Here is a 4,818-nt window from a genome sequence, read left to right as displayed (position 1 = left end):
TCTTTATGTAATTGCTGGTAATCAAGGTAAGGGAGGAATTCCCATTCCCACCGATCATTTTAACGGCATTACTACCGCTTATACAGCGACAAGAGAAGGAAAATTCACTAAAGTTGATTTTGCTAATATTAGTGCTTTGCCGGTGGGTATTGGTCGCAGTTTAATTAAACGGGAAATTAATGATGGTTCGCGACGGTCAATTAATTTAGTTGCTCCCGGCAATAAAATAGAGCTTTATGACCTCAAAGGTAAATTAAATACTGTTAGTGGCACCAGTTTCGCCGCTCCTCATATTACGGCATCGGTGGCACTTTTACAAGAATACGGCGATCAACAAATTAATCAAAAAAATCCCCATTGGAGTCTCGATTCTCGTCATCATCAAGTGATGAAAGCAGTAATGCTTAATGCTGCCGATAAAATTAAAGATAAGGGCGATGGGTTACGATTAGGTATGAGACGGACGGTCTTAACTAAAGACCAAAAAACTTGGTTAGAGTCCGATGCTTATAAAGACCCGAAAATTCCTTTAGATATGCAGATGGGGACGGGACATCTTAACACTTTTCGCGCCTACCAACAGTTTAGTAATGGTCAATGGTCCGCCGCAGAATCTATTCCTGCTATTGGTTGGGATTACGCTACAGTTACCGCTAATAGTTATCAAGATTATGCCCTAGAGAAGCCATTAAAAGCTAATAGTTTTGTTTCGATAACTTTGGCTTGGGATCGTTTGGTAGAACTAATCGATACTAATCGCAATAATCTCTATGATCTCGATGAAAGTTTCCAGGATCGCGGCCTGAATAATTTAGATGTTTATCTTTTACCTGCCCAGGAGGATAATAATAATAAATACACCTGTGCTTCCCTGAGTGATAGCGATAGTTTAGAGCATATTTTTTGTCCTGTCCCCATCTCTGGAAACTATAAAATTCGGGTTCAATATCGTCAACAAGTTAATGAAAAAGAACAAGCTTTTGCTCTCGCTTGGTGGACGGTTCCCGAATAATAAAAATGATAGTAAGTGAGTAAGTGAGTAAGTGAGGAGAGGCGCTCATGCAACAGGCACTCATGCAAAAGAGGGAATAGATAATCAGTTTTTAATAACCAGATTCTCTCCCCCATGGCAACTCCTACAGGACCTTGATTTTTCCTTGGCACAGCTGCCAGCGGTTATTTAGAGGTCTTCCCGAATAATAGTCCCAATAAGCTTTTTATTATCCAGAGTAATGCTAAGGTTGCAATGGTCAACACAGCCCATCTTGGTAATACATTTAGTAGATAGGCTATTACTCCAAATCCAATAATAAAAAGAAGCAATGATTTCAAAGCAGAGATGAGGGGAGAGGCTTGTGTTTTATAGCTGCTGGGACTACTTCTTTGGGACAGGAAATAGTATATATTCAGAATTTGTTTGAGAAGCTGATAAGATTGAAGTCTCAGCAGTCGCTTACCAGTCTTACTAGATTCTATGATATCACTCAAAATTATCGCTGACCGAGTGCCTAAACTTTTGAGAATATTAGAAGGTATATCTTTCACTATTGTTTCTGAACCAACTCCATATTCACCCAGGAAGTATTCTTTTTCTTTCCCTTTTAAATCTTTTAGGGAACGTTGAGCAATTTTTGCAGCAGCTAAGGGAGTTACTGCTTTGTCAAAATAGCCACCAACATATTTGTAGTTTGGCTCAGGAGTTGAGTCAATTTTTTGTTGATTCCATTCCAATTGTTCAGAAATTGCGTCTTTGAATACATTCCCTAAATTTTCCTTAAGAATAGCACTATGTCCTAAACTGACAAGCTTATTTAAGAATTCTTCTAATTCTTCTTTTGCAAGGGTTGTATTAGGTTGAGCAAGTTTAATTAAGTCTTGAATTAGCTCATTTTTTTCTGTTTGTGTTTCTGTGGGAAAAGATTCATCAACGGGAAAAGATTCATCAACAAGTCGCTTGACGTATTCTTGAATTTTCTCTTCCTGAGTTCCTGAGAATTGTTCTAGTTTAATTTGGCGACTTACAACTCCAGAGAAGGCTTTTAAGGATTCTGAAGTTAATAACCCATCAACAATACGGTTGAGTCCATCTAACCGTCCCCAAAGTATATCATTAGAACGCCAAGATTTCTTAAAAAAGCCTCCAAAAGCACGAAATTGATCTCCAGCTAATTTTTCTTCAAGTCCCTTATCTTTGCCAAATCCTTTATCAGCATCATTGGGAGAAATACGAACAAGTTTAATTAGACTGTTGTTTTGGACATCGGACAAATATTGATAGGGATATATTACTTGATCAATTAGCTGAAATTTCTCAAATTTGCCAATTGCTGATTCTACATTCTCCGATTGTTCAGTTAACAACTTCGCAGAAGCTTGTTCTATTTTTTCTAATATTGTTTCACCTTTGGTTATAGTTAATGCTTCCCAATCTTGATCTAGAGCCATAACTTTAACCCTGTTCCGTAATTGTCCCCGGATAAAATTGATTTTGTCAAAATCTAGCTCTTTGAGATTTTCTACGGTAACATCGGCTAAATCTTGACTATCTAAGATAAGACGCAACAACGTTAATAGATAATCATATATTTTTTTGCGCTTCAAATTTACAGATTCTTGATTATTGTCCTCTTCCTCTTCTGTGATGAGTTGATAAAATTTTTGTCGAACAGGTTCGGATTTTATCACTTCTTTGATAACCTGATCAATGACTTTGAGCAACTCTAGCAGCCAAGTGATTTTATTGGCTAAATTTTTCAACTCTGTATATTTGGTAATATCATCTGTATCTTTAGTAATAGCATCAGATATCAGAGAGTAAATTTGGGACAAGAGAAAGTTATGTTTTCTAATAGCATATTGAATATCTAGATTTTCAACATCTTGAGCTAGGGAGTTTAAAGTTTCCTCTCGCTTTTTAATTTCCTCAGAATTATTAATAAATTGGGTCAATAAACTGGCACTTTTTTCTAATAGTTCTTCCTGTTCTTGTTCTTTTCCAACAAAATATTGATTGTCAAAAATTACGGAGAGAACACTATCTCTTAAACTGACTAAACGACACCTCCAATAACGATTTTTGGCTTCTGTTGTTTGTTCAGATACTTCTTCATCAACACTTTTTAATAACAAATTATAGCGACGAATTTTGTCGTTAATACCTTTGATTTGTTGAAGATCTTTGCTAATACTTTCATATCTGGGTAAACTGATTAGAGAACCTGTGATGACTTCCCAAACAGTAGGTTGCTCCATTTCTTTAAATTTGGTACTGTCAACAAAGCTTTCCGGATTGGGATCGAGATAAAATAATTGACGATTGACAGGACGATCTGCTGTACGATAATAAATGGCTTCAGTGGTATAACTAAAAGGACGATTATCTAGAACTCCCCCATCAACAAAATAGATTTTATATCCCTCTTTTGGAGGTTCTTGCGGAAGGATGCGATTTCTCAAAAGCTTTCCCCATTCTTGTAGTTGGTTATCTACCTTATTATCAGACTTGATTTCGACAGGTACTACGGGAAAAGCCAGGGGAAAACAAGAGGTGATTCGACAGAGTTTAGCTAAGGCTTGTTGAGTATCTTTATCTGTCGTAGAAAAAGGATCTCCAAAATCTTGATCTTCTCGATATTTAAGATGAAAAACGCAACGATTATCTTTTATTTCGATGACTTTTCCAGTGTTGTCAAAGGTTTTATAGATTCTTCCTAAAACATCAGTGCCAGTGATAAACAAATCTAATTCGTTAAACTCTGAATACCATTCTCCATCAGGAGCAGATTGTTGGTTATTTCCAGCTTTTTCAAAAGCTTTAAAAAGTTCTTCCTGATAGTATCCCTCGCCGTTTAAAAGAGAGTTGACATTGGTCTGATTATTTTCTTTTTTGATCGGACGCAGTAATTTATTTATATCTCCACTTTCTCGCCAAATATCTCCAAATTCCTTAAAGTCAACTACAATTTTTTCGTAGCTATTAGCAACTGCATAGCTCAAGAGAACTCCATTAATTCCTCCCGCTGAAGTTCCCGATACAATATCAACAACAATATCTGAATCTGTCAGTGCTTTAATTAATTTATAAATCCCCCGACCCCTTGTTGCGTTATAAAATTCTCGACAAACACCATTCATATAAACTGCTAGAGAAACCCCACCATAAAGCACTAATCCTAAGCGAGTTTCCCTACGAAAATCTGGTTTTTTCAAGCAAGTGGCTGACGAAGATTGTGTGTTTTGACCAGGTGTTGCAGTCATAGCAAGTCTCCACAGTTATTTGGCGTTCTAAAAGGGACAGATACAGTTGGGAGTCGTTTGTGGCGGTTTTTGCGATCAGGGTTGGGACGCTCTACCACATTTCCCAATATAAAAGGATACACACCACCCCGCCACAAACGTTGTATCCTACACTATATTTTAATAAATCTTTACATTTATCCTGGTATTTGAGGTTGCCGGAAAACAGAAGTCAGAAAACCAGCTAAAGCGATGCAGTGGGAAAAAGCGAAAAACTGCACAGCTAATCAGGTTCTTGACTGGTAAAAATCCCCAGATATGGAAATCGTTGCTATGATTACGATTATCTCCCATGAAAAATATTCACCAGAAGGAACCTGAATTAACGGCAAATTATAGCGCGGTGCTTCTAAAAGATAATACTCTTTGATTGGTATCATTTAAGGTTCTTCCGAACTTACCATGTAAAATCAACTAGCAAAATGCCAATTTAATAAACATCTAAGACTAAAGTTTTTAAAGTTTCTAAATCCATAGCCTCTCCTTTTAATCACCTTCAGTTTATTATTAATTCCTTCAACT

The 4,818-nt window shown here is 36.7% G+C and carries 4 protein-coding genes; 1 reads left to right on the top strand and 3 read right to left on the bottom strand.

Going from position 1 to position 4,818, the window contains the following annotated elements; all coding sequences use genetic code 11:
* The coding region (locus PX484_RS01680; RefSeq protein ID WP_288102717.1) for a S8 family serine peptidase at positions 1 to 1,012 on the top strand (1,012 nt) is incomplete at its 5' end.
* Between the two features lie 164 nt (positions 1,013 to 1,176).
* On the opposite strand, the gene PX484_RS01675 is transcribed toward PX484_RS01680, so the two are convergent.
* The 3 genes from PX484_RS01675 to PX484_RS01665 form a co-directional block, all read right to left on the bottom strand.
* Positions 1,177 to 4,257 (bottom strand): patatin-like protein, encoded by a 3,081-nt coding sequence (locus tag PX484_RS01675; protein ID WP_287765230.1) that lies wholly within the window; start codon positions 4,255 to 4,257, stop codon positions 1,177 to 1,179.
* Between the two features lie 159 nt (positions 4,258 to 4,416).
* Positions 4,417 to 4,590 carry a S26 family signal peptidase gene (locus tag PX484_RS01670; protein WP_370445071.1) on the bottom strand — a complete coding sequence of 58 codons (174 nt, stop codon included), beginning with the start codon at positions 4,588 to 4,590 and terminating at the stop codon, positions 4,417 to 4,419.
* A 116-nt stretch (positions 4,591 to 4,706) separates the two neighbouring features.
* Positions 4,707 to 4,818: transposase (locus tag PX484_RS01665; protein ID WP_036400142.1), on the bottom strand; the 112-nt coding region annotated here is incomplete at its 5' end.

Source organism: Microcystis sp. M49636_WE2 (assembly GCF_030065375.1).
GTDB lineage: Bacteria > Cyanobacteriota > Cyanobacteriia > Cyanobacteriales > Microcystaceae > Microcystis > Microcystis aeruginosa_C.
The sequence above is the reverse complement of the archived record's forward strand: the minus strand, read 5'-3'. Positions and strand labels throughout refer to the sequence as shown.